At 39.0% G+C, this 6,363-nt stretch carries 5 protein-coding genes; 4 read left to right on the top strand and 1 reads right to left on the bottom strand.

The window, feature by feature from the left end; translation table 11 throughout:
* The 4 genes from J690_RS14220 to J690_RS14205 form a co-directional block, all read left to right on the top strand.
* On the top strand, window positions 1-1,539 hold a 1,539-nt coding region (locus J690_RS14220), incomplete at its 5' end, for a fimbria/pilus outer membrane usher protein (protein ID WP_032036578.1).
* Window positions 1,530-2,558: a Csu type fimbrial protein gene (locus J690_RS14215; RefSeq protein ID WP_032036576.1), complete on the top strand. Its 1,029-nt coding sequence runs from the start codon at window positions 1,530-1,532 to the stop codon at window positions 2,556-2,558. The genes J690_RS14220 and J690_RS14215, both read left to right, overlap by 10 nt.
* A gap of 549 nt (window positions 2,559-3,107) precedes the next feature.
* Window positions 3,108-4,274: an MFS transporter gene (locus J690_RS14210; protein ID WP_212771362.1), complete on the top strand. Its 1,167-nt coding sequence runs from the start codon at window positions 3,108-3,110 to the stop codon at window positions 4,272-4,274.
* A 155-nt stretch (window positions 4,275-4,429) separates the two neighbouring features.
* Window positions 4,430-4,933 (top strand): hypothetical protein, encoded by a 504-nt coding sequence (locus tag J690_RS14205; protein ID WP_005068806.1) that lies wholly within the window; start codon window positions 4,430-4,432, stop codon window positions 4,931-4,933.
* A gap of 47 nt (window positions 4,934-4,980) precedes the next feature.
* Here the strand turns inward: J690_RS14205 and accC are convergent, their stop codons facing one another.
* Window positions 4,981-6,348, bottom strand: coding sequence for an acetyl-CoA carboxylase biotin carboxylase subunit (gene accC / locus J690_RS14200; protein WP_002115704.1), 1,368 nt, complete (start codon window positions 6,346-6,348; stop codon window positions 4,981-4,983).
* Window positions 6,349-6,363 lie beyond the last annotated feature (15 nt).

The following is a 6,363-nucleotide window of genomic DNA, read 5'->3' as shown; positions in this document are numbered from 1 at the left end:
CCATTTATTTCGGGAAATGAAGTCACACTTGTGACTACCGATGCAACGGGACAGCAGAGCATTACCAAAAAGCCGTACTATTTTTCCTCCAAGATTCTGGCAAAAGGCATTAATGAGTTTTCAGTAGATGTGGGGGTTCCACGCTACAACTATGGGTTGTATTCAAATGATTATGACGATGCCACCTTTGCCTCAGGTGCGATTCGATACGGCTACAGCAACTCACTGACCTTAAGCGGCGGTGCAGAGGCTTCAACAGATGGCCTGTCGAATCTCGGCACAGGATTTGCCAAGAATGTTTTGGGTATTGGGGTAATTAATGCTGACATCGCAGCGAGCCAGTATAAAGATGAAAACGGCTATTCTGCCTTGCTGGGTTTAGAAGGGCGCATCAGTAAGAACATTTCATTTAACACCAGTTACCGCAAAGTATTTGATAACTATTTTGACCTTGCCCGTGTGTCTCAAGTGAGATATTTAAAAGATAACCAGATCAATGCCGAGTCACAAAACTACCTGAACTACAGTGCATTGGCAGATGAGATTTTTAGGGCGGGGGTTAACTATAACTTTTATGCAGGCTATGGAGTTTATCTGGGCTATAACCAGATTAAATATAGCGATAACTCCTATAAGTTACTGTCTACCAATTTAAGTGGAAGTCTGGACAAGAACTGGGGCTTTTATGCATCAGCGTATAAAGATTATGAAAATCATAAGGACTATGGGATTTACTTTGCGCTGAGATATCCCCCGTCCAGTAAAGTGAATGCGATCACGAGTGTATCTAGTGACAGCGGTAGCCTACGGTATCGCCAAGAAATATTCGGTTTGTCAGAACCACAAATTGGTTCATTTGGCTGGGGTGGTTATGTTGAGCGAGATCAGGATGCAAAAGAAAACAATGCCTCGATTTATGCCTCTTACCGAGCACGGGCAGCTTACCTGACAGGACGCTATAACCGATTTGGAGACAACGATCAGGTTGCAGTTTCGGCGACAGGATCACTGGTTGCGGCGGCGGGACGTATCTTTGCGGCCAATGAAATTGGCGACGGCTATGCAGTTGTGACCAATGCTGGGCCACAAAGCCAAATTATAAATGGTGGTGTTAATTTAGGTGCGACCGATAAGTCTGGCCGATTCTTAATTGCAAATTTAAGACCCTACATGTCTCATCATGTCTACCTAGACCCATCATATTTACCTTTAGAGTGGGAAGTTAGCTCTACGAATCAGACAGCGTTTGTGGGTTACCGTCAAGGAACTTTGGTCGACTTCGGTGCTCATCAGGTTATTTCAGGGTTGGTGAAACTGGTTGATCAAAAAAATTCACCGTTAATGCCGGGTTATACCGTTCGAATTAATGGTCAGCAAGATGGGATGGTTGGGTACGACGGTGAAGTGTTTATTCCAAACCTATTAAAGCAAAACAAACTTGAAATCGATCTTCTAGATCATGGTTCATGCCAAGTTGATTTTGCGTATGAAAATAAGCAATACAGTGCTAAAAAATTGGGACCTTATGTATGTCGATAAATATTGCTAGCTTTAACCAGCCGACAACTTTTAAAGGTCTTTCATTTATCCTGAAATATTTTTTGGGAATGAGTCTGTTATGCCTAATCTTTACATTTTTTAACTCTGCCCATGCAAGTTGCACAGTTACAGGGACAACTTCTGGTACATACACATATACTGCCGCAACAATTAACAATGATGCAGTTCTGACATACACAGGAACAATACGTTGTTATGGGGGACGTACAACACCAGAAATTTCAGGTTATATGTGTATGAAAACCGTCTTTACTGGAACAACGAGTAGTAATAATAATGTTTCATTACCTTACACCGTCACAGCAACTGTAGGTGGAGCAGGGTCTTCTACCACTAATCAAAATTCGAATATCTGGTATGGTCCAGTAAGAACAGTCGCTTCAAATAATGTTATTAGTTACTCTGTAAATATAAAAGTACCAGCTCGTACAGGGTCGCTCATGGCATACCCTAAAGGAACTTATACTGGTACGGTTCAGCTATTTTGGGACATGCAAGCAAGCTCTAGCACTGTGTGTGAGGGCGATAGTGGTGGAGGTTGGGACTCGGGTAATACCACTATAACTGCTAATTATGTTGTGCCAAGTTTGTGTCAAATAGATTCAACATCAAATGTCGATTTTGGAAATATTAATGATATTGGTAAGACTACTCGTGATTATACAGCTCAAGGAGTGGTAAATACGACCTGTAATAATGGACTGCCATATAGTATTTATTTGGGGGATGGGAATAACCGTATTGCTGGTGGCTTTAGGCAGATGACAAATGGTAGTGGTCAATACATCCCGTATCAGTTATATCAGAACTCGAATTATAGCGCGGTATGGGATACTACCGGTGGTGTAAGCGCAGTTGGAGGTTCTGGAGGTGTTTCTAAAACAGGTTCGGGCAATTCTCAGGGTACAAATGTCTATGGAAAAATTCCGCAAGGTACCACTATTTCAACAGCTCCGGGTAATTACTCAGATGCGATAGTTGTTACAGTAACTTATTAAGAATTTATTGGAATTTTATGTTGAGTATATTTTTAGGATTTGAGTTGAACACTTAGCATTTAAAAAGTGGTCTATAAATTTGGTGTTTAATTGTTCTAATTTAAAAGAAGCAGCTAGGTTTTTAAAAAAGTAGGGGTGATAAGTGGTTAGCGGTAATGTTGTTTCAAGATGAGTAAAAACAGAAAAAGACAAATTAAAAAAATAAGAAAAAACATCTGATAAATATATACCTTATGAATATTAAATGTATTTTTACACAAGTTAACAGATTGTACAAATTAAATTACAGTTCTCTTTTCTTTATTTATTCTTTCTTATCAATAAAAAATACTTATAGAGATAAGTCGATTCTCAATAATTTAATGATTTGTATTGGAAAACAAAGTGTTAAAATTGAAAGGCTGAGATGCTCTGATATGTTTAATTGTATTTTATTCGGTGAATCTACGAATCGAAATTTGTGGATGCTTAGTAGTACTAAAGACAAATGGCTACATGCGTGACAGCTATCCCGAATTTTAACCTCATCAAAATACAAAGGTTTATAAATTGTTTCAACCACTTACTATCCAAACTCGACTTGGTGGATTCTACTTCTTTTACTATTCCATCGTGGGCACATTCATGCCGTATTGGAATTTATATCTTCAAGATGAGGGGTTTAATTATCAAGAAATTGGTGTTTTATCATCAATTGCGATTGTAACTCGTTTTTTTGCGCCTTTAGTTTGGGGTTGGATTGCTGATAAATCTGGTAAGCGGATGTTGCTTGTTCGGATAGCAACTTGGATGGAGTCATGTATATGGTTGGCTATTTTTATAGTGCCAAATACTTTTCAATCAGTTGCTTTGCTTATGCTTATTTTTAGTTTCTTTCAAAATGCGATTTTAGCTCAATTTGAGGGAGTGACTTTATTTTGGTTGGGTGATCAAAAAGCTAAACTCTACGGCAAAATTCGTAAGTGGGGATCGGTTGGGTTTATCGTTGGGGTATTCACTATTGGGGCTATTTTAGAAATAGTGCATATTTCAATGCTCCCAATTTTACTATTAATTATCGCGTCTCTAGCGTTTATTTGGTCTTTCACAATCCGCGAACCTGATAGCGCGCCTACTTCCCAAAAATATTTAGAACCTTTACTTCCTGTTCTTAAGCGCCCAACAGTGGCTGCATTTTTTGCAATTGAATTTATTCTACTTTTTTCACATGCGCCTTTTTATAGTTTTTATAGTAATTTTCTGAGATCTTTGAATTTCAGTACGACTGAAATTGGATTTTTATGGGCCATGGGCGTTTTTGCTGAAATTTTTATGTTTTCAATTGCCTCAAAGATTTTTCAACGTTTTTCGTGGCGCAGCTTAGTGATAGTGTGTCTGCTAGTGACGAGCATACGTTGGATGCTAGTTGCAGTATTTTCACATTATTTTATTGGTCAACTTTTTGCGCAGTGCTTACATGCCTTTAGTTTTGGTTTATTTCACTTGATCGCAATGAGAGTTATTTTTCAAAACTTTTCTGCTGGACAGCAAGGGCGTGGACAAGCACTTTATAGTACCATGTGGGGGTTAGGTGTAGCTTTCGGTAGTGTTCTGGCTGGGCATTTCTGGAAAATTCTTTCTGGTGAACTCATCTTTATGTGGGCCAGCGTGGTTGTGCTCTTAGGTTTGTGCTTTGTAAAGTGGCTTCCGAAACAAGTCGATTCTTCAACTACCTAAGCTTGAGATCATGCAAAACAAAGAATTTATATTGAAAAAAGCAAGTAAATATAAAATTGTTTGATGACTTGTTGTGGCACGTTACAGTTGAAAAATATTGTTTTTATATGGTTATGGAGCAGTGATTTTGTCAAAAAATATGCTAACTTAACTTCATGCGTTTAATGATTAATAAATCTATGAAAAATATTTATATTATTGGATTATTGTGGGCTTGTTCTGGTTTAGCTGTGGCAGAAACGGCTACTCAACAGACAGCTGAACAACCCGTTCGGACCGCAAGTAATCCTAATGCTATACGTATTGTTACGCGCCCTGAAATTATGGGATTATGGGGAATGGAAATTCCAAATAATAAGAAATGTGTGGAATATTATAACTTTCGTAGTAGTAATGATGTAGTGATCAAAAGCGGTCAGGAATGGTCTTATGGTATCTATGAATATCAACCATCTGATGACCCTAAAGAGCAGCTAGCCGCTTTAGTAATGCAAATTAAATTTGATAATAATAAAGTAGATTGCTCTGGTCAGAAACAAGACCAAACAGGTGATGTCTCACAATATTTTGTACAGTGGAAAAACGACCATACAATCAATTTCTGTTCAACAGCTAAAGGTGAGCAGTGCTTTGCGACTTTACGTCGGGTATTACCATAAAATTATAGATATAAAAAAAGCCTCTTAAAAATAAGAGGCTTTTTTTATTATGCAGTTTCAGCTTTCTTTTCTTCGACTTGCTTTAACAAGTGTTTTTCAAGGTAATGGATATCCATTGCTTGAGAGCAGAAGCTCTTATCTTGCAAAATAAGATCTTTATGTAGAGGAATATTTGTTTTAATTCCCGTAAGGATCATTTCATCTAGTGCTTGACGCATACGAGCAATTGAAGTTTCACGGTCTTTACCATGAGAAATCAATTTAGCAATCATAGAGTCATAGTAAGGTGGAATGCTGTATTCTGGGTAGATATGAGAATCTAAACGAATACCAGCGCCGCCTGGCGCATAGAAACTTTCAATTTTACCTGGTGAAGGTAAGAAGGTTGTAGGATCTTCTGCATTGATACGGCATTCAATTGCATGTCCTTGAACTTTGATATCTTCTTGTTGAAGCTCTAGTCCTAGGCCACCAGCAATACGTAACTGTTGTTCAATAATATCGACACCGGTAACCATTTCAGTTACAGGGTGCTCAACCTGAACACGAGTATTCATTTCAATAAAGAAGAATTCACCGTCTTCAAATAAGAATTCAAACGTACCAGCACCACGATACTGCATCAACTGACATGCATGAACACAAGCTTCTAAAATATCAGCTCGAGCTTGCTCTGGTAGGTTTGGTGCAGGTGCTTCTTCTAGTACTTTTTGATGGCGACGTTGTAATGAACAGTCGCGGTCATATAAATGAATTGCATGACCATTACCATCACCAAGAACTTGAACTTCGACATGGCGAGGTTTTTGTAAGAAGCGTTCCATGTAAACGGTATCATCACCGAACCACATTTCTGCATCGCGCTGCGCTGCTTGAACTGATTCAAGTAGTGTATCTACACGCTCAACAATACGCATACCACGACCACCACCACCAGAAGCCGCTTTAACAATAAGCGGGAAGCCGATTTCTTTCGCTTCTGCCAAGGCATTGTGGATGGTTACTGCATGGTCGCAACCTGGTACAGTAGGTACACCAGCTTTTTTCATGGCAACAATCGCAGAAACTTTATTCCCCATAAGGCGGATATGTTCTGGACGTGGACCAATAAAAGTAAAGCCTGAGCTTTCTACAATTTCAGCAAACTCAGCATTTTCTGAAAGGAAACCATAACCCGGGTGAATAGCATCAGCACCGGTAATTTCTGCAGCAGTAATAATTGCCGGGATATTTAAATAGCTATCACTACTTGCGCCCGGACCAATACATACTGCTTCATCAACAAAACGTAAATGCATCAAATCCTTGTCGGCATCTGAATAGATACCAACAGTCTTGATTCCTAATGTTTTACAAGCCCGGGTAATACGTAAAGCGATTTCACCACGGTTTGCAATTAAAACTTTTTGCAACATAGACGTCCCCGGGGT

Source organism: Acinetobacter sp. 742879, assembly GCF_000588535.1.
Taxonomy (GTDB): Bacteria; Pseudomonadota; Gammaproteobacteria; order Pseudomonadales; family Moraxellaceae; genus Acinetobacter; species Acinetobacter pittii.
This window is presented reverse-complemented; position numbering and strand designations above follow the sequence as displayed.